The organism is Bacillus sp. SKDU12, from assembly GCF_010093085.1.
In the GTDB taxonomy this organism is placed as follows: Bacteria; Bacillota; Bacilli; order Bacillales; family Bacillaceae; genus Bacillus; species Bacillus mexicanus.
In genome coordinates this window covers 40,421-58,550 of record NZ_MSRC01000011.1, presented here as the reverse complement: position 1 = coordinate 58,550, position 18,130 = coordinate 40,421, and the positions used below count along the sequence as shown (strand labels likewise).

15 protein-coding genes and 1 pseudogene are annotated in these 18,130 nt (G+C 45.3%); 13 read left to right on the top strand and 3 right to left on the bottom strand.

Features of this window, described 5'->3' with window-relative positions; all coding sequences use genetic code 11:
* Positions 1 to 30: 30 nt before the first annotated feature.
* On the bottom strand, positions 31 to 1,182 hold the full coding sequence (locus BTW01_RS11180; RefSeq protein ID WP_162103058.1) for a M20 peptidase aminoacylase family protein: 1,152 nt from the start codon (positions 1,180 to 1,182) through the stop codon (positions 31 to 33).
* Between the two features lie 149 nt (positions 1,183 to 1,331).
* Between BTW01_RS11180 and BTW01_RS11175 the strand changes: the two genes are divergently transcribed.
* The 5 genes and pseudogenes from BTW01_RS11175 to BTW01_RS11155 all read left to right on the top strand — a co-directional run bounded on the left by BTW01_RS11175 (position 1,332) and on the right by BTW01_RS11155 (position 8,391).
* Positions 1,332 to 2,762: a YfcC family protein gene (locus BTW01_RS11175; RefSeq protein WP_162103057.1), complete on the top strand. Its 1,431-nt coding sequence runs from the start codon at positions 1,332 to 1,334 to the stop codon at positions 2,760 to 2,762.
* A gap of 115 nt (positions 2,763 to 2,877) precedes the next feature.
* Positions 2,878 to 3,469: pseudogene (locus BTW01_RS11170) on the top strand (DUF6773 family protein).
* 143 nt (positions 3,470 to 3,612) lie between these two features.
* Positions 3,613 to 5,592 (top strand): alpha-amylase, encoded by a 1,980-nt coding sequence (gene amyE / locus BTW01_RS11165; protein ID WP_162103055.1) that lies wholly within the window; start codon positions 3,613 to 3,615, stop codon positions 5,590 to 5,592.
* 176 nt (positions 5,593 to 5,768) lie between these two features.
* Positions 5,769 to 6,734, top strand: a complete 966-nt coding sequence (locus BTW01_RS11160; protein WP_162103054.1) for an L-lactate dehydrogenase — start codon at positions 5,769 to 5,771, stop codon at positions 6,732 to 6,734.
* Between the two features lie 31 nt (positions 6,735 to 6,765).
* Complete coding sequence (locus BTW01_RS11155; protein WP_162103053.1) at positions 6,766 to 8,391, top strand: L-lactate permease; 1,626 nt, start codon at positions 6,766 to 6,768, stop codon at positions 8,389 to 8,391.
* A 41-nt stretch (positions 8,392 to 8,432) separates the two neighbouring features.
* Here BTW01_RS11155 and bmr3 read toward each other — a convergent pair whose 3' ends face one another.
* Positions 8,433 to 9,971, bottom strand: a complete 1,539-nt coding sequence (gene bmr3 / locus BTW01_RS11150) for a multidrug efflux MFS transporter Bmr3 (protein WP_162103052.1) — start codon at positions 9,969 to 9,971, stop codon at positions 8,433 to 8,435.
* A 112-nt stretch (positions 9,972 to 10,083) separates the two neighbouring features.
* Here bmr3 and BTW01_RS11145 point away from each other — a divergent pair, with 112 nt between their 5' ends.
* The 3 genes from BTW01_RS11145 to BTW01_RS11135 all read left to right on the top strand — a co-directional run bounded on the left by BTW01_RS11145 (position 10,084) and on the right by BTW01_RS11135 (position 12,082).
* Positions 10,084 to 10,548 carry a MarR family transcriptional regulator gene (locus BTW01_RS11145; protein WP_162103051.1) on the top strand — a complete coding sequence of 155 codons (465 nt, stop codon included), beginning with the start codon at positions 10,084 to 10,086 and terminating at the stop codon, positions 10,546 to 10,548.
* Between the two features lie 73 nt (positions 10,549 to 10,621).
* Positions 10,622 to 11,251, top strand: a complete 630-nt coding sequence (locus BTW01_RS11140) for a LysE family translocator (RefSeq protein ID WP_162103050.1) — start codon at positions 10,622 to 10,624, stop codon at positions 11,249 to 11,251.
* A 69-nt stretch (positions 11,252 to 11,320) separates the two neighbouring features.
* A complete protein-coding gene (locus BTW01_RS11135) occupies positions 11,321 to 12,082 on the top strand; it encodes a YqcI/YcgG family protein (RefSeq protein WP_162103049.1) in 762 nt (253 codons plus the stop codon).
* Between the two features lies 1 nt (position 12,083).
* Here the strand turns inward: BTW01_RS11135 and BTW01_RS11130 are convergent, their stop codons facing one another.
* The gene (locus BTW01_RS11130) at positions 12,084 to 13,424 is read right to left on the bottom strand and encodes an amino acid permease (RefSeq protein WP_162103048.1); all 1,341 of its coding nucleotides are present in this window, start codon (positions 13,422 to 13,424) and stop codon (positions 12,084 to 12,086) included.
* A gap of 128 nt (positions 13,425 to 13,552) precedes the next feature.
* On the opposite strand from BTW01_RS11130, the gene BTW01_RS11125 reads away from it, so the two are divergent.
* The 5 genes from BTW01_RS11125 (at position 13,553) to BTW01_RS11105 (ending at position 18,057) form a co-directional block, all read left to right on the top strand.
* Positions 13,553 to 14,149 (top strand): DUF1989 domain-containing protein, encoded by a 597-nt coding sequence (locus BTW01_RS11125; RefSeq protein ID WP_162103047.1) that lies wholly within the window; start codon positions 13,553 to 13,555, stop codon positions 14,147 to 14,149.
* 133 nt (positions 14,150 to 14,282) lie between these two features.
* Entirely contained in the window at positions 14,283 to 15,101 is an 819-nt protein-coding gene (gene nadE, locus BTW01_RS11120) for an ammonia-dependent NAD(+) synthetase (RefSeq protein WP_162103046.1), read from the top strand.
* 252 nt (positions 15,102 to 15,353) lie between these two features.
* Entirely contained in the window at positions 15,354 to 15,914 is a 561-nt protein-coding gene (locus BTW01_RS11115) for a shikimate kinase (protein ID WP_162103045.1), read from the top strand.
* Between the two features lie 347 nt (positions 15,915 to 16,261).
* Positions 16,262 to 17,194 (top strand): cephalosporin C deacetylase, encoded by a 933-nt coding sequence (gene cah / locus BTW01_RS11110; protein WP_162103044.1) that lies wholly within the window; start codon positions 16,262 to 16,264, stop codon positions 17,192 to 17,194.
* Positions 17,195 to 17,274: 80 nt separating this feature from the next.
* Positions 17,275 to 18,057, top strand: coding sequence for a nucleotidyltransferase domain-containing protein (locus BTW01_RS11105; RefSeq protein WP_162103043.1), 783 nt, complete (start codon positions 17,275 to 17,277; stop codon positions 18,055 to 18,057).
* The last annotated feature ends 73 nt before the right edge of the window (positions 18,058 to 18,130 follow it).

The window sequence follows — 18,130 nt, the reverse complement described above, 5'->3', positions numbered from 1 at the left end:
AGCAGCCTGTAGCCAGGCTGCTTTTTTTCGTTAAGAAGCGTTAACGGCAGCGGATGTTTCCGCTTTCTGAAAGGTTTTGATCACGGCGTTAGCCAAAATGTGAATGCCGGTAAATATCGCGTTTCGGTCAAAGGTCATGTGTGGATGGTGGAGACCCGGCTGGAGCCCGCAGCCGAGACCGAGCATGGTTGTTTTGAGGTTCGGCACTTTTACGGCGTAAAAATGGAAATCCTCGCCGCCGGTTGTGACAAGCGGTTTATCGAGCCGCTCAGCCCCGATGATATCTGTAATGGCTTCTGCCATGATCGCTTCAGCTTCTTTGTTTAGTGTTGCCGCAGGAAGGCTGTGTTCCTTTTTCAGTTCGATCTTTGCGCCGAATGCGGCTGCGGCCGCTTCGCAGGCTCTTTCTGTTTCGGCGATTAACGTTTCCATGGCTTCATTGGTCTGCGCTCGCAAATCAAGGCTGAATGACGCTTTTCCCGGAATGATGTTAGAGCTTTCACCGCCGGCTTGGAGTTTGGTCATTTTGACGGAATGCGGGATTTGCGGGTCAATATGAATAAGTCCGAGCTTATGTACGAGAAATGCCGCAATTTCAATGCTGTTTTTCCCGAGATGCGGCCGGGCGCCATGGGCCTCTTCTCCGATAATTGTCCCCTCAATATGCTGGCTTGACCCGTGCAGAATAGCTGGAGCGCAGCGTCCGTTCTGCGTTTCCTGAATCGGGCGGACGTGAACACCGTACAAATAGTCGACATCATCGAGCACGCCTTCTTCTATCATTTTTAAGGCGCCGCCGCCCTTTTCTTCTGCCGGCTGAAAAATAAAACGGATTGTCCCTTTTGGAAGCTTGGGCTGTTCTTTCAGCAGCATTAACGTGCCCAATGCCATTGTCATATGTGAATCGTGGCCGCAGGAATGATTGGCGCGGAATGTGCCGTTAACCTCCTGCCATAGCGCATCAATGTCAGAGCGAACGGCTACAACCGGCGTGCCTGACCCGATTTCACCGATAACTCCGGTACAATCTGAAAACGTGCGTGTCCGGCATCCTAAATCATCAAGCTTTTGTTTGAGAAATGCAGTTGTCTCATATTCCTTCCAGCTGACTTCAGGGTTTGCATGCAGATGCTCGAAGACGTCCATAACGGTTTGTTTCATGTTTTCTGAAAGCTTTTGCATGGTAAGAAGTGCCTCCTTTTATCCAGAATGAATTTTACCTTCTTTCCTTTTTTTCTATTGAAACAGGCATATAGACTGTATATAATATAGCACATATTTATATTTTTCAGAATAATTAATATTTTCAAACAGAGGGGATGGATCAAAATATGAGCATACCAGCAGCCGAAACACAGCCTAAGAAAAAAAGAACGACATTCAAAATGCCTGACGCCTATGTCCTCTTATTTATCATTGCTTTCATTTGTGCCATTGCCTCGTATATTATACCGGCGGGTGAATTTGACCGCGTGTCAAAGGGGGATGTCACGACTGCTGTTCCGGGAAGCTACCATTCAATTGATCAGTCACCGATCAGCCTGTTCAGCTTTTTTACTTCTCTTCAGGATGGAATGGTTGGATCAGCACCGATTATCTTTCTGATTTTATTCACAGGCGGCACCATTGCCATTTTGGAAAAAACGGGTGCCATCAACGGCCTGATCTACAATGTCATCAGCAAATTCCGCACGAAGCAATTGTTATTTATTTGTATTGTCAGCGCATTGTTCTCCATTCTCGGAACAACCGGAATTGTCGTGAATTCAGTTATCGGGTTTATCCCCATCGGCCTTATTGTCGCACGATCCTTAAAATGGGACGCAGTTGCGGGGGCCGCTGTTATTTACATTGGCTGCTACGCTGGCTTTAACTCCACCATCTTATCGCCGTCTCCGCTCGGCTTATCGCAATCAATCGCGGAATTGCCTCTTTTTTCAGGAATCGGCCTGCGTGTTGCGATATACATATGCTTCTTGCTGTCTTCTATTCTTTATATCTATCTGTACACAAGAAAATTAAAAAAATCAAAGGATGCCAGTGTGTTAGGAACAAATTGGTTCCCGGCGGCAGGTATGGGCAAAGCCGGTAAAGAAGATCAGTCAGTGGCGTTTACCGTTCGCCATAAGCTGATTTTAGCTGTGACGGGACTGTCGCTCCTCGGATTTTTATACGGCGCTTTGAAGCTGGGCTGGTCTGATTCCCAAATGGCTGCGACGTTTATTTTTATTTCTGTCCTTGCCGGTTTAATAGGCGGACTTGCGGCGAATGATATTGCCAAAACGTTTATTACGGGCTGCCAAAGCCTTGTGTATGGGGCATTGATTGTCGGGATGGCACGAAGCATTTCCGTCATTCTTGAAGACGGCAAGCTTCTCGATACAGTCGTCAATGCTTTGGCTTCGCTTTTGGATGGTTTCAGCCCGATTGCCGGCGCGATCGGCATGTATATCGCCAGTGCGCTGCTGCATTTTCTCATCTCTTCAGGGTCTGGAGAAGCCGTTGTATTTATTCCTATTCTGGCTCCGCTTGCTGATTTGATGGGAATGACAAGACAGGTTGCGGTAGAAGCTGTTATGCTTGGTGAAGGAGTCGTCAACTGTGTGAACCCAACCTCTGGCGTTCTCATGGCGGTGCTTGCTGCCAGCGGCATTCCATATATCAAGTGGCTTCGGTTTATGGTGCCGCTTGCTCTGCTTTGGTTTCTGATTGGGCTTGTCTTTATTGTGATCGGCGTCATGATCAATTGGGGGCCGTTTTAACGATTGCTGCCCGCCGGCTTGTACGGCGGGCTTTTGAGTTATTCATTGCAGAAGCGCCGGCTGTTATTGTAACATGTTAGCCATAAGCCATTCATAAAAATGCGGGAGGAAGGTCATGAAGAATCTGCATAATAGACTTTCAGGCGTGAATGGGAAAAGTAAGAGAGTAAAAGAAAAAGAGCGAAAATTCTGGGCGGAGATTGGGATGATAGCAGGAGCGTTTGCGTTACTTGATGTGATCATCCGCGGTATTATGTTTGAATTTCCGTTTAAAGAATGGGTTGCAAGCCTTGTGTTTTTGTTCTTCATTATCTTATATTACTGCATCAGGGCAGGAGCATCGGGAACGCTCATGCCAAGAATAGACACCAAAGAAGAACTGCAAAAACGAGTAAAGCAGCAGCGCGTAGATTCACTTGCGGTTGCTTTTGCGGTAGTGGTGCTTACGATGTACGACAGGGGGATTCCCCATACATTCTTCGCTTGGATGAAAATGATTCTTCTTTTTATCGTCTGCGCCGGCGTCCTGTTTCTGCTTCGGTATGTGGTGGTGAAGCTGGTTTACAGCAGGGCGGTAAAAGAAGACAGGAAAAAGAAATCATCTTGATGGATGGTTTCTTTTTTTACGAGGAAAATGTTCACAATTCCGGACAGCTTTTTCTATAGGAACTTTGATTTGTATTCACTCTATCAAGTTGTTTTGCTAGAGTGATTGTGATAGCTTAAAATGTAAGCGTTAACAAATATATCTAGTCTTCACATCAGTTGGAAAGGAGGAAGGAGAAGGATTTATAAGATGGACTTTTGACTCCGCAGTCAGTTTCTAAAAAATAAATAAGGAGTGATAAGAATGTCTCCAAAACGATTTAAAACCTCTTTACTTCCGTTATTCGCTGGATTTTTATTGCTGTTTCATTTTGTTCTGGGAGGACCAGCGGCGGCAAAGGCTGAAACACAGAACACATCAAATGAGCTGACAGCGCCGTCTGTTGAAAGCGGTACCATTCTTCATGCTTGGAATTGGTCGTTCAATACGTTAAAACAAAATATGCAGGATATTCATGATGCGGGATATACAGCTATACAGACGTCTCCGATTAACCAAGTAAAGGAAGGGAACCAAGGAAATAAAAGCATGTCGAACTGGTACTGGCTGTATCAGCCGACATCATATCAAATTGGCAACCGATACTTAGGCACTGAACAAGAATTTAAAGACATGTGTGCCGCTGCTGAAAAATATGGCGTAAAGGTCATTGTTGACGCAGTCATCAATCATACCACCAGTGACCATGCCGCGATTTCCAATGAGATTAAGAGTATTCCAAACTGGACTCATGGTAACACACAAATTAAAAATTGGTCTGACCGATGGGATGTTACACAGAATTCACTGCTTGGGCTGTATGATTGGAATACTCAGAATAAAGAGGTGCAAACCTATCTGAAACGTTTCTTAGAAAGGGCATTAAATGACGGAGCAGATGGATTTCGCTATGATGCCGCAAAGCATATTGAGCTTCCGGATGATGGTGATTACGGCAGCCAATTTTGGCCGAATATCATAAATACATCTGCCAAGTTTCAATATGGAGAAATCCTGCAAGATAGTGCCTCCAGAGATAAAGCATATGCGAAATATATGCATGTGACAGCATCTAACTACGGACATTCCATAAGGTCTGCTTTAAAGAATCGTAATCTGAGCGTATCGAATATTTCCCCTTATGCATCTGACGTGGCTGCGGACAAGTTAGTGACATGGGTGGAATCACATGATACGTATGCCAACGATGAAGAAGAGTCTACATGGATGAGTGATGATGATATTCGCTTAGGCTGGGCAGTGATTGCTTCCCGCTCAGGCAGTACGCCTCTTTTCTTTTCCAGGCCTGAGGGCGGCGGAAATGGCGTGAGATTCCCGGGGAAAACTCAAATAGGCGATCGCGGCAGTGCTTTATTTGAAGATCAGGCTATTACTGCGGTCAATATATTTCACAACGTGATGGCCGGACAGCCTGAAGAGCTCTCAAATCCGAATGGAAACACTCAACTCTTTATGAATCAGCGCGGCTCACAAGGTGTTGTATTGGCCAATGCAGGTTCATCTTCTGTCAGCATCAATACCTCAACGAAATTACCTGACGGCAAGTATGCTAATAAAGCTGGGAACGGTTCATTTCAGGTAACGGACGGTAAACTGACAGGCACGATGAATGAAAGGTCTGTGGCTGTTTTATATCCTGACGATATTGAAAGTGCGCCCCACGTCTCTCTTGAGAATCACAAAACAGGGGTGACACATGTTTTCAATGATCAGCTTACGATTACCCTGCGTGCAAATGCGAATACAACAAAAGCCGTTTATCAAATGAATAATGGGAAAGAGACTGCATTTAAGGATGGAGACCAATTAACGATCGGAGAAGGAGATCCATTTGGCAAAACTTACACTATCACGTTAAAAGGAACGAACAGTGAGGGTGTAACGAAGACCCAAAAATACAGCTTTGCCAAAAGAGATCCGTCTGCAGACAAAGCCATTGGTTATCAAAATCCAAATCATTGGAGCCATGTCAATGCTTATATCTATAAACAGGATGGAGGCCGGACAATAGAATTGACCGGATCTTGGCCGGGAAAGGCAATGACTAAAAATACAGACGGCGTTTACAAGCTGGCATTGCCTGCGGATACGGATACTGACAATGCCAAAGTGATTTTTAACAATGGCAGCGTCCAAGTGCCCGGCCAGAACCAGCCTGGGTTTGATTATGTGCAAAGTGGTTTATATAACGATTCTGGTCTAACTGGTTCTCTTCCTCATTGAGAGCAAGCCATCAGAGGAAACATCCCATAGAAACCATCATAGAGGGTGGTTTTTTTTGTTCATAAATTGGACAAAACTTTTCACTTGCAAAAGTTTGTGAAGTATTGCACAATATAAATGTGAAATACTTCACAATCTAAACGCATCAAAGAAGAACAACTTTGGAAGGATGATTAGTGATGAACAAACATGTAAATAAAGTAGCTTTAATCGGAGCAGGTTTTGTTGGAAGCAGTTATGCATTTGCGTTAATTAACCAAGCGATCACAGATGAACTTGTGGTCATTGATTTAAATAAAGAAAAAGCAATAGGCGATGTGATGGATTTAAACCACGGAAAGGCGTTTGCGCCGCAGCCGGTCAAAACATCTTACGGAACATATGAAGACTGCAAGGACGCTGACATTGTCTGCATCTGTGCCGGAGCAAACCAAAAACCTGGTGAGACACGTCTTGAATTAGTAGAAAAGAACTTAAAGATTTTCAAAGGCATCGTCGGTGAAGTCATGGCGAGCGGGTTTGACGGTATTTTCTTAGTTGCGACCAATCCGGTTGATATTCTGACTTACGCGACATGGAAATTCAGCGGCCTGCCAAAAGAGCGGGTCATCGGAAGCGGCACAACACTAGATTCTGCGAGATTCCGTTACATGCTGAGCGAATATTTTGGCGTAGCGCCTCAAAATGTGCACGCTCATATTATCGGAGAGCACGGCGACACAGAACTTCCTGTCTGGAGCCACGCGAATGTCGGCGGTGTGCCGGTCAGTGAACTCGTTGAGAAAAACGAAGCGTACAAACAAGAGGAACTTGACCAGATCGTAGATGACGTAAAAAATGCAGCTTACCATATCATTGAGAAAAAAGGCGCGACTTATTACGGTGTTGCGATGAGCCTTGCCCGTATTACAAAAGCCATTCTCCATAATGAGAGCAGCATTTTAACAGTCAGCACATATTTAGAAGGACAATACGGGGCAGAAGATGTGTACATCGGCGTTCCGGCTGTCGTGAACCGCGGAGGTATTGCAGGCATTGCTGAGCTGAACTTAAATGAGAAAGAAAAAGAACAGTTTCTTCACAGCGCAGACGTCCTTAAAAACATTTTAAAACCTCATTTTGCAGAACTTCAGGTTAACTAATCGCAACTATAGAGCAAAGGGCTGATTGTCAATGTGGGAGCAGTTGTATAATCCGTTTGGAAATGAATATGTGAGCGCACTTGTGGCGCTCACTCCAATTCTTTTTTTTCTCTTGGCTTTAACTGTTTTAAAAATGAAAGGCATTCTTGCAGCATTTCTTACGCTAGCCGTCAGTTTCTTCGTCTCCGTTTTGGCATTTCAAATGCCGGTTGAAAAAGCGATTTCTTCTGTTCTGTTAGGAATCGGGAGCGGGCTGTGGCCGATTGGCTACATCGTTTTGATGGCGGTGTGGCTGTATAAAATCGCAGTGAAAACCGGGAAGTTTACCATTATTCGTTCAAGCATTGCCGGCATTTCGCCTGACCAACGATTACAGCTATTATTAATTGGTTTTTGTTTTAACGCATTTTTGGAAGGTGCGGCCGGTTTTGGTGTTCCGATTGCGATAAGTGCGGCACTGCTGGTCGAGCTTGGTTTTAAGCCGTTAAAAGCGGCGGCGCTCTGTTTGATTGCGAACGCGGCCTCTGGAGCCTTTGGAGCGATTGGTATTCCTGTAATTACAGGAGCGCAGATCGGTGATTTATCAGCACTTGAACTGTCACGTACATTGATGTGGACACTGCCGATGATCTCATTTTTGATTCCGTTTCTGCTTGTATTCCTATTAGATCGGATGAAAGGAATCAAGCAGACATGGCCTGCCCTGTTGGTTGTGAGCGGTGTGTATACAGCGGTTCAGACGCTGACAATGGCGGTACTTGGGCCGGAATTAGCAAATATTCTGGCTGCTTTGTTCAGCATGGGCGGACTTGCGCTCTTCCTCCGCAAATGGCAGCCGAAAGAGATTTACCGTGAGGAAGGAGCGGGCGAGACTGGTGAGAAAAAGGTATACAGTGCCGCTGACATTGCGAAAGCGTGGTCTCCTTTTTACATTTTAACTGTGGCAATCACAATTTGGAGCCTTCCTGCCTTCAAAGCGCTTTTTCAAGAAGGCGGACTGTTATATCAGACAACACTACTTTTGAAAATGCCTTTTCTGCATGAGCAAATTATGAAAATGCCGCCGATTGCGCCATCTGCCATGCCATTAGATGCGGTCTTTAAAATCGATTTGCTGTCAGCGACTGGTACAGCTATTTTAGCGGCGGTGATCGTGACAGGGCTGTTCAGTAAAAATTTCTCCTCTCGTGATGCTTTTGCTTCCTTGAAGGAGACAGGCAAAGAGCTGTGGGTGCCGATTATGACAATCTGCTTTGTGATGGGGTTTGCTAATCTGGCCAACTTCGCAGGGCTCAGCTCTTCAATTGGATTAGCATTGGCGAAAACAGGAGATTTGTTCCCGTTTGTCAGTCCAGTTCTTGGCTGGATCGGCGTGTTTATTACCGGTTCAGTTGTCAGCAATAACGCGTTATTCGGGCATTTGCAGGTTGTTACCGGAGCGCAGATCGGTGCGGGTTCTGATTTGCTGTTAGCTGCAAATACAGCAGGCGGGGTGATGGCGAAACTCGTTTCTCCTCAGTCTATTGCCATCGCTGCTGCGGCGGTCGGCCAGACAGGCAAAGAGTCTAAACTGTTTAAATGGACAGTGGCCTATAGCTTGATTCTGTTATTGATCATTTGTATATGGACGTTTATTCTTGCGAAATTAGGATTGTAATAGAAAAAGCAGTACATGCTGACATGTACTGCTTTTTTGTGTTAATTTGCTTTCTTCGCCATTTCGGCTGTTGTTTTCACTCTTGCTTTTCCCATAAACAAAATGGTAATCGCCGCGAGGACAATAGGGATCAAAGCGAGCAAAAAGACATACGTGATACTTGATGACATCGCGTCAATGATGCGATTCAAGATCGCCTCAGGAATGTGGGAACGCGTTCCCGCTTGGAAAATCTCCTGCGGATCGCCGATATGTTGCGCCGCGCCTGATCCCGCTGAGCCTTTCATACCGCTGAAGGCGTCGCTCAGCTTGTTTGTGAATACGTTTGTTTGCACCGTTCCGAAAATGGTAACGCCGAGAGTCATGCCGAATGACCGCAAAAATGAATTTGTAGAGTTGGCTGTTCCTCGGAAGCGAGGTTCAAGATCATTCATCGATGCCGCCGGCAGCAGGGAGAAGTTAAAGCCTACACCAAAGCCTGAAATCATCATAAAGACTGTCAGCCATACTCGTGCCGTCTCGGGCGTCATATTGGATAAAAGCAACATGCCGATAAAGAAGGCCGTAACAGATATCAGCATCAAATTGCGGAAGCTTGCCTTCGTTTGGAAGATCCCGCCGATCATGCTCCCGATAACTGAGCCAATCATCATTGGCGTTAAAATGAAGCCTGCGCTTGTCGCTGAGCTGCCGTATACCGCCTGAACGAAAATAGGAATAAACACCGCTAAAATAATGAATGTTCCGCCATACAAGAAGGCGAGAATCTGTGCTGTGGCGAATAACTTGTTTTTAAACATCCAGAACGAAATAATCGGCTCTTCCGCTTTTCTCTCCACAATAAAAAAGGCAATGAAGAAAACGGCGAATACAACAAACAGACCGATGATCTGAATGGAATTCCAATCGTATGTTTTGCCGCCAAGCTCAAGGGCGAACATCAGGCATACAATGGATACGACCAAGGTAATTGCGCCGCCCCAGTCAATTTTTTGCTTTCTGTGCTCCAAAGTTTCTTTGTAATAGCGAATAATGAAAAACAATGACAATGCGCCGATCGGCACGTTGATATAAAACACCCAGTGCCAGTTGATTGAATCTGTGATGATCGCGCCTAATAGCGGCCCGAGAACACTGGATAATCCAAATACAGCACCGAACATGCCGGACATTTTTCCGCGTTTTTCCGGCGGAAACAAATCAAAGATTATCGTAAAGGCAATCGGCAGGAGCGCGCCGCCCCCGATTCCTTGAATGGCCCGGTAGATGATCAGCTGATTCATCGTCTGAGCAATCCCGCATAAAGCCGATCCGATTAAGAAAAAAATAAGTCCAAATAGGAAAAAGCGTTTTCGGCCGTACATATCGGAGAGTTTGCCGTAAATCGGCATTCCAGCCATGACAGCAACCATATAGGATGCCGTCACCCAAGCAAATTTATCGAAGCTTCCAAGATCTGCTACGATATTTCCCATCGCGGTGGCTACAATCGTATTGTCCATTGCAGACATCAAAATGCCCAGCAGGAGGCCGAGGACCACAAATTTAGTGGAAGCCTGTTTTGCTGATGCTGTGTCCATTTGTTCTACCTCCTCTTACTTTTTTATGTAAGTTTTGATATCATGATAATAGTTTAATCGTTGAATATCTCGATTATCAAGATAAAATTGATTCTATAGGGAGGACTGCCAGTTGTCAACAAGGAATTCCAGAAGTGAGTTGGAAAAGACTTCCGTTCAGCTTTTCCGAAAATTGGGCACCAGAACGGTTCTGTTTCACCAGGCGGCTGCTCAAGCTCTTGGTCTGTTCCCTACCGATTTGAAATCAGCTGATATCTTAAATGAAACGGGACCAATGACGGCCGGAGAGCTGGGGGAAAAGACGGGTCTTAGCACGGGTTCAGTCACAGCGCTTGTTGACCGGCTGGAAAAAGCGGGGTATGTGGCTCGTGAAAAGGACCCAAACGACCGCCGAAAAGTCATGATCGTTCCTTTGACCGCTTCCAAGAAGCATGTAAAGGATTTATTCCGCTCTCTGTCAGAGTCAACGATGGATTTGTGCCGCGAGTATACAGAAGAAGAACTGGAACTCATTTTCAGTTTCGTAGGAAAAGCGGCTGATATCATGGAAAAAGAGCTTGAACGTCTGAAACAGTAAGTGAAATTGTGCATAGCTTGGCCCGTTCCCGAATAAATTGTACAAGTTACATAAGAGAAGGGAGTACGGGCCGGTGAACATTTTTTTGAGCTATATTGTGCTGGGACTGTCCTTGTCAGCGCCTGTGGGACCAGTGAACGCGGCGCAAATAGACAAAGGAATTAAAAACGGTTTTTGGCATGCGTGGATTTTTGGTTTAGGCGCTATGACAGCGGACGGACTGTACATGCTTTTTATCTATTTCGGGTTGTCGCAATTTTTAACGGCTCCGTTTGTGAAAACATTTTTGTGGCTCTTCGGCTTTTTTGTTTTGGCTTATACTGGAATTGAAACGCTGAAAAATGTCAGAGAACCGATGAATGTGCGAAGCTCACGAGGCAAAGCATCATATAGAAAAACGTTCGCTTCAGGTTTTCTCATTTCACTGTCAAATCCCTTGAGCATCCTGTTTTGGCTGGGGATTTACGGGAGCATCCTTGCGAAAACAGCAGAAACCTACAATATGAGTCAGATTCTGATCTATAGCTCAGGCATCATGATGGGCATTTTAATTTGGGATTTTTGCATGGCTATCACAGCAAGCATGTTCAGAAATCTGCTTCATGAAAAGCTATTGAGAGGATTGACTGGAATCGCCGGCGTATCCCTCCTTCTATTTGGCTGTTACTTCGGCTATCAGGGCATCAAACAGCTATTGGGCTGATTGATGGCGGATAGGCACCTGCCGCTCCAGGTTTTCATATAGTATCCAGATGATACTGGAGGTGGATCAATGGTGAATGGGATTTACACCAAAAGTTTTCTGGAACGTAATCAAGAAGATCTTCCCGAATGGCAAAAAATCGCTTTTGAGTTTTTGGCCGAAACAGTGGCGGACGATGCGAATACGTTTCCATGCATTCCCGGACGACAGGCGTTTCTGACTGATCAGCTTCGCATCGCTTTTGCCGGAGACCCGCGGGAAAATCATACAGCGGAGGAACTGGCTCCGTTGCTTGCGGAGTATGGCAGGATATCGCGGGATACTGGAAAATACGCATCCCTCGTTGTATTGTTTGAAACCCCGGAAGATTTGGCTGAGCATTATTCAGTGGAAGCGTATGAAGAGCTGTTTTGGCGGTTTTTAAATAGACTGAGTCATCAAGACGAAAAAGAATGGCCGGCAGACATTCCGGCCGATCCCGAGCATTATAAATGGGAGTTTTGCTTTGATGGCGAGCCGTACTTTATTCTCTGCGCCACACCGGGGCACGAGGCAAGAAGAAGCCGGAGCTTTCCCTATTTTATGATCACATTTCAGCCAAGATGGGTGTTTGAAGAGTTAAATGGATCAACCGCTTTTGGCCGCAACATGAGCAGGCTCATCAGATCTCGTTTAAAGGCTTACGATCAAGCGCCTATTCACTCGCAATTAGGCTGGTACGGAGGAAAGGATAACCGTGAATGGAAACAGTATTTCCTCCGTGATGATGAACAACAGGTATCGAAGTGCCCGTTTTCTTATTTGAAAAACATGTTTAATAAAATGAAATAAATCATGGGCAGGCAGGGTGGTCTTTACGGCCCTGCTTTTTTTGATAGATCATGGTAACAATGGCGATAATGACGAGAAAACCGATGCTCACAAAAAAACCAGGACGGCTCGATTTCTCGAACAGTGTGCCGGACACAGCCGCAGCGATCAAAATCACAGCTGCATATATTTGCGTTTTTCCCATGCCCTCGGGCTGAGTCAGTTTTTTGCTGGAGAACAGGATAAACAGCCAAGTGTATAAAAGCATAAGTCCCGCCGCTGTCGTCATATGTTCATAAATGTTTTTCGGCAGCACTAATGACAGGATGATGGATAGGATAAGCCCTGCAAACGTCAGCCCCAGTGCCGGCCAGCAGATTTTTTTGCCTTCCTTTAATGTGAAGCATTTTGGCGCGTCGCCGTCATCAGCCATTGTGCAAAGCAATGTCGTCACTGCAAACAGTGAAGCGACAAGAGTTGAGAACCCCGCGATGATGAAAATCCCGTTAAAAATATCGAGAATGATTTTAAGGTGATATCCTTTTAATGATGTGATGAACGGGCTGTCCTGCTCTGTAAACGTGTCTAATGGAACCAGCAGCAAGGCTAGTCCGATTGAAATGATATAAATAACCGCCAGCGTCGCCAGCATCAGCTTTCCTGATTTTGACGCTTCCTCTGGTTTTTTTAAGTGAACCGCCATCAGCCCCATCACTTCAATTCCGCCAAAGGCGTAAAACGCATAAATTAAGCCTGTCCACAGCCCCATGGCCCCGAATGGAAAAAACTCACTCGACTTATTTGGAATTTGCACATCAGGCCTTCCGCCGGACAGGATGCCGCATAATGCGAGGACAGCAATGACAATAAACATAAAAATAGCAGCTGTTTTGATGACTGCCAGCACGTTTTCAGTCTTCTCAAATACAGACAGACCGGTGAAAATAATGAGAAGCCCAAGAACTGCATAGATGGAAGCAAACACCCATAGCGGCACTTGAGGAAACCAATGCTTTGTAAAAAGTGAAATGGCTGTCAGCTGGCTTCCTGTGATCAGCATTTCTGATGACCAGTACACCCAGCCGTTGCTGAAGCCGGCCCATTTGCCAAACGCTTTTCGCGCATACGCACAAAATGAGCCTTTTTCAGGCTGTTTTGCTGACAGCTTGGCAAGCTGTTCAAAGACAAAATACGTGCCGATTCCCGCAATCAGAAATGAAAGCAGAACGGAAAAACCGCTTTTTACTATTGCGATACTGGACCCGAGAAAAAAACCTGTTCCGATTGTGCATCCTATACCGATTAATGACAGCTGCCACCAGGCTAAATTCCCTTTTTGCGGGTCTTTTTTTGTTTGGCTCATAATATTTCAACCCCTTTTATCTACGGTTAGAGTGCAACCCGCCCGAGGCTTATATACATCAGATTTTTACCTCTTTTTACATGGGGAAAGCGGAGAACGCTCATACTATTGAAAAAAGGAGCGAGCAGATGACACAGCAATATATCATAGAGCCGAAAAAAGGGCTTGGGCTGGAACTGAAAAAGGGGCAGATTGTAAAGGTGGTTGATGTAGAAGGGCAGCAGGTTGCTGATTTTGTCGCGTACCATGCCAAGGATTTTTATGAGCATCTTGATCAGGGAGCGACAATTGATGCCAATCATTCCATAAACGTAAAGGTGAATGACCATATTTACTCAAATCTCTATAAACCGATGCTGACACTGATCGAGGATACGGTCGGCAAACATGATTTGCTGCTTCCCGCCTGCCGTCCGGATATGAACAGGCTGTTATACGGCAAGCAAAAAGATGAATTCCAGGATACGTGCTATGACAATATGAACCGTGCGCTTGAGCAGTTTGGCGTTCCAAAGCCTCACATGCATTATCCGTTTGCGATTTTCATGAATACAGTCCTTGATGAGAAAGGGAATTTATCTGTGGAAACGCCGCTCTCAAATGCCGGGGATTATGTAAGGCTGCGAGCGGAAATGGATTTGATCGTTGCGTTTTCTTCCTGTCCGATTGAAAAAGGGAAGTGCAATGGCGATAGTATCACATCTATACGGGTGGAAGTCAGCTGATCTCTCTTGTTCACTGTAAATGAAAACCTGTGCTATATTTATAAGGAGATACATGATTGTCATGATTCATTTTCATCAATTTAGGGAAATGATCAAATAAGAAACAGTGAATCGTACAGGAGGAATGATTGGGATGAGCATGCAGGAAAAGATTATGCGTGAATTACATGTGAAGCCCTCAATTGATCCAAAGAAAGAAATTGAGGAACGAGTCAATTTTTTAAAACAATATGTAAAGAAAACCGGTGCTAAAGGATTTGTATTGGGAATCAGCGGCGGACAGGATTCAACACTTGCGGGAAGACTGGCTCAGCTTGCGGTGGAGAGCATTCGCGAGGAGGGCGGAGACGCTCAATTTATCGCGGTACGCCTTCCGCATGGCACACAGCATGATGAAGACGATGCCCAGCTTGCATTGAAGTTCATTAAACCGGACAAATCATGGAAGTTTGACATTAAGTCGACAGTCAGTGCGTTTTCTGATCAATATCAGCAGGATACAGGCGATCAGCTGACTGACTTTAATAGAGGAAACGTAAAAGCGAGAGCAAGAATGATCGCGCAATACGCGATTGGAGGCCAGGAAGGTCTTCTTGTTCTGGGCACTGACCACGCAGCTGAGGCTGTCACTGGGTTCTTTACGAAGTACGGTGACGGCGGAACGGACCTTCTTCCGCTGACCGGTTTGACGAAGCGTCAGGGAAGAAGCCTGCTGAAAGAGCTGGGTGCACCTGAACGCTTATACTTGAAAGAGCCAACGGCCGATCTTCTCGATGAAAAACCGCAGCAGTCGGATGAAACCGAGCTTGGCATTTCCTATGATGAAATTGACGATTATCTAGAAGGAAAAGAAGTATCAGCGAAAGTGTCAGAAGCGCTGGAAAAACGCTACAGCATCACTGAGCATAAACGTCAGGTTCCGGCGTCCATGTTTGATGACTGGTGGAAATAAAATGAAGAAAGCCCGCTCTCGGAGCGGGCTTTTGTTATGTGCGGGATGGTATGATGAAGCGCTTTGTAAATCGTTTTAATGCTTTTTTGCGTCGAAGTATTAAAATGCCTGCGGATATGTTGTAAAATGAATGTCATTCAGATAAAAACGTTTGAACGGAAATGGACGGGCAAGCCGGTATCTATATAAATATTCGCTAAAGAAGCATATAATGAATATAAAATTTCATTCCTTAGGAGGATTTCGCCGAAGATGAACGCTAAACGAGCCATCCCAGTAAGAGAAAGAAATATCGTCCTGATCGGATTCATGGGTGTAGGAAAAACGACAATCGGCCAATTGGTCGCTAAAAAATTATATAGAGATTTTATTGATATTGACCAAGAGATCGAGAAGGATTTCAAGATGACAATTCCGGAGATCTTTGAGGAAAAAGGAGAAGACTTTTTCCGGAAAACCGAGAAGGAATATATCTTAGATATCTGCCAGAACAAACGATTCAAGATCGTATCTCTCGGCGGCGGTTCTTTTAAACAAGAGGAAATCAGAATGTGCTGTCTGGAAAACTGTCTTGTGCTGCATTTGGATCTGTCTTGGGAGAACTGGAAGCAGCGTGCGGATCTATTGATCGAAAGCCGCCCTGTGCTGCATAACCGTTCAATGGATGAAATGGAACAGCTGTTTAACGAAAGAAAAGTCATTTACGACAAACACAATTCGAAAGTCGCAACAGACAATCTTTCCCCGGAAGAGGTCGCCGATTACATTGTAGAAACATTAAAAATCGGCTGGGATCTTTATCAGCCGATGTAAAAATCCGTGCGGTGCGCGCACGGATTGGTGTATTGGCAAAACGCACGCATTGGTTGTCCCTTTTCCGCAGTTTCGCTGCTCTGTTTAAGCCCCATGGCAGCGAAAAGCCTGACTTGAGAGATGCTGGAGCTTGGTCACGAGCTTTTCTCTGCTTGTCACAGGCCCTTGATGAAGCTGTTTTTGGGCGCAACTTAGTTTTTTATTCAGTTAATTCGGATAGTCTTAAACAAACGTTTGATGAAGGCTGTTCGAAAAAACAAAAGTGAAAATATTTAGAAAATGAGTTCGGAACGTGGTAATATATGAATACAAATCAAATCTTATAAAACAAAGGAGAATAATCGGAAATGCAACTATTCGATCTGCCGCTCGACCAATTGCAAACGTATAAGCCTGAAAAAACAGCTCCGCAAGATTTTTCTGAGTTTTGGAAATCGTCTTTGGACGAACTTGCGAAAGTCCAAGCAGCACCCGATTTACAGCCTGTTGATTATCCCGCTGATGGAGTCAAGGTGTACCGACTTACATATAAAAGCTTCGGAGACGCCCGCATTGCCGGATGGTACGCGGTGCCTGATAAGGAAGGCCCGCATCCGGCGATCGTCAAATACCACGGCTACAACGCAAGCTATGATGGTGAGATCCATGAAATGGTGAACTGGGCGCTCCACGGCTACGCCGCATTCGGCATGCTTGTCCGCGGCCAGCAGAGCAGCGAGGATACAAGTATTTCTCCGCACGGTCACGCTTTAGGCTGGATGACGAAAGGCATTCTCGATAAAAATACATACTATTACCGGGGCGTTTATATGGACGCCGTACGCGCGCTTGAAGTGATCAGCAGCTTTGACGAAGTCGACGAAACAAGAATCGGTGTGACAGGCGGAAGCCAGGGAGGCGGCTTAACGATTGCCGCAGCGGCTGCCGATTATCCTTATTTAAGCAACTTTGAGCGGGCCATTGATGTGGCGCTTGAGGAGCCGTATCTTGAAATCAATTCCTTCTTCAGAAGAAATGGCAGTCCGGAAACGGAAGAACAGGCAATGAAGACACTTTCATATTTCGATATTATGAATCTCGCTGACCGAGTGAAGGTGCCTGTGCTGATGTCGATCGGCCTGATTGACAAGGTCACACCGCCGTCTACCGTATTTGCCGCATACAACCATTTGGAGACAGAGAAAGAATTGAAAGTCTACCGTTACTTTGGGCATGAGTATATCCCTGCTTTTCAAACGGAAAAGCTTGCTTTCTTTAAGCAGCACCTTAAAGGCAGATGAACGTGAAAACCCGCCGCACATCAACAGGCGGGTTTTTTTTGCAAACTACAGGAATGATAATAGACTGGAGACGAATAGATATGAAACAAAGGATCATTGATGAATTAAAGCGAATCGAGCGGTCATACGGAGTCAAAATTGTATATGCCGTTGAGTCAGGAAGCCGCGCCTGGGGATTCCCGTCGCAGGACAGTGATTATGATGTCCGCTTTATTTATGTGCCGAAGAAGGAGTGGTATTTTTCAATTGAGCAGGAGCGTGATGTGATAGAAGAACCGATTCACGATTTGCTGGATATCAGCGGCTGGGAGCTGAGAAAGACGCTGCGCCTCTTCAAAAAATCAAACCCGCCGCTCCTTGAATGGCTGTCATCAGACATTGTGTATTACGAAGCATTTACAACTGCGGAGAAGTTAAGAAAACTGCGGATGGAGGCATTTAAGCCTGAAGCAAGCGTGTATCACTATATCAATATGGCGAGAAGGAACGTCAAGGATTACCTTCAAGGACAAGAGGTCAAAATCAAAAAATATTTCTATGTGCTTCGGCCAATCTTGGCTTGCAAATGGATTGAAAAGTATGGAACCATTCCGCCAATGGATTTTACCGTTTTGCTGAATGAACTTGTTTCTGATCTTGAGCTGAAGGCAGAAATGGAAACCTTGCTTGAACGGAAAAGAAGAGGCGATGAGCTTGACCTTGAAGCGAAAATTTATGTCATTCATGAATTCATAGAAACAGAAATCGAAAGAATCATGAAAGTAGCAAAAACGCTGAAAGCCGAACAAAAGGATATGACACCTGAATTGAATCGTTTGCTTTTGGATACGGTTGAAGAAGTATGGAAGGATGGAGGAAGCTGATGTTTTTTGTCGCTTCCTTTTCTCCTTTATTCGACAGAATATCCCCCGACTTTCTAACTAACTGATTGTGGTA

Excerpts from the sequence above, each read along its gene's own strand:
- BTW01_RS11180 (WP_162103058.1), bottom strand. The coding sequence starts at position 1,182 with ATGCAAAAGCTTTCAGAAAACATGAAACAAACCGTTATGGACGTCTTC.
- BTW01_RS11175 (WP_162103057.1), top strand. The coding sequence starts at position 1,332 with ATGAGCATACCAGCAGCCGAAACACAGCCTAAGAAAAAAAGAACGACA.
- amyE (WP_162103055.1), top strand. The coding sequence starts at position 3,613 with ATGTCTCCAAAACGATTTAAAACCTCTTTACTTCCGTTATTCGCTGGA.
- BTW01_RS11155 (WP_162103053.1), top strand. The coding sequence starts at position 6,766 with ATGTGGGAGCAGTTGTATAATCCGTTTGGAAATGAATATGTGAGCGCA.
- bmr3 (WP_162103052.1), bottom strand. The coding sequence starts at position 9,971 with ATGGACACAGCATCAGCAAAACAGGCTTCCACTAAATTTGTGGTCCTC.
- BTW01_RS11135 (WP_162103049.1), top strand. The coding sequence starts at position 11,321 with ATGGTGAATGGGATTTACACCAAAAGTTTTCTGGAACGTAATCAAGAA.
- BTW01_RS11130 (WP_162103048.1), bottom strand. The coding sequence starts at position 13,424 with ATGAGCCAAACAAAAAAAGACCCGCAAAAAGGGAATTTAGCCTGGTGG.
- BTW01_RS11125 (WP_162103047.1), top strand. The coding sequence starts at position 13,553 with ATGACACAGCAATATATCATAGAGCCGAAAAAAGGGCTTGGGCTGGAA.
- nadE (WP_162103046.1), top strand. The coding sequence starts at position 14,283 with ATGAGCATGCAGGAAAAGATTATGCGTGAATTACATGTGAAGCCCTCA.
- BTW01_RS11115 (WP_162103045.1), top strand. The coding sequence starts at position 15,354 with ATGAACGCTAAACGAGCCATCCCAGTAAGAGAAAGAAATATCGTCCTG.
- cah (WP_162103044.1), top strand. The coding sequence starts at position 16,262 with ATGCAACTATTCGATCTGCCGCTCGACCAATTGCAAACGTATAAGCCT.
- BTW01_RS11105 (WP_162103043.1), top strand. The coding sequence starts at position 17,275 with ATGAAACAAAGGATCATTGATGAATTAAAGCGAATCGAGCGGTCATAC.